The sequence below is a fragment of the Adlercreutzia sp. DFI.6.23 genome, from assembly GCF_024462535.1.
Lineage (GTDB): Bacteria > Actinomycetota > Coriobacteriia > Coriobacteriales > Eggerthellaceae > Adlercreutzia > Adlercreutzia rubneri.
Genome location: NZ_JANGBP010000381.1, coordinates 1 through 311 on the forward strand (window position 1 = coordinate 1; position 311 = coordinate 311).

The window sequence follows — 311 nt, forward strand, 5'->3', positions numbered from 1 at the left end:
GTAGGCGCCGGCCAGAAGCTCCTTCGCGCCGCGCGCGCGGTAGCCCAGGTACAGCGCGCCCGCGCAGGCGAGGCCGAAGCCGGTGCGCGAAAGCGCCTGGGCGTAGATGAGCCCCTGCACGTGTTGTGGCAGAGACGGCTCGTCGCCCTCTTTCAGGCCTGATGCGTAGCCCTTGGATGCGCCCTTGTAATCCACGATCACGAAGTGCCCGCGCTCCGCGTCGACATCGACGCGATCGATGCGGCCCCGCAGGCGCACGCCGGCGTAGTCCACGGCATCGGAAACCTCGATGGCATGCTCGCAGAGGGCGG

The 311-nt window shown here is 69.5% G+C and carries 1 protein-coding gene; it reads right to left on the minus strand.

Annotation, left to right across the window (positions count from 1 at the left end):
- Nucleotides 1-311, minus strand: a 311-nt coding sequence (locus NE591_RS13805) for a PD-(D/E)XK nuclease family protein (RefSeq protein ID WP_256156927.1), incomplete at both ends; no start/stop codon positions are given.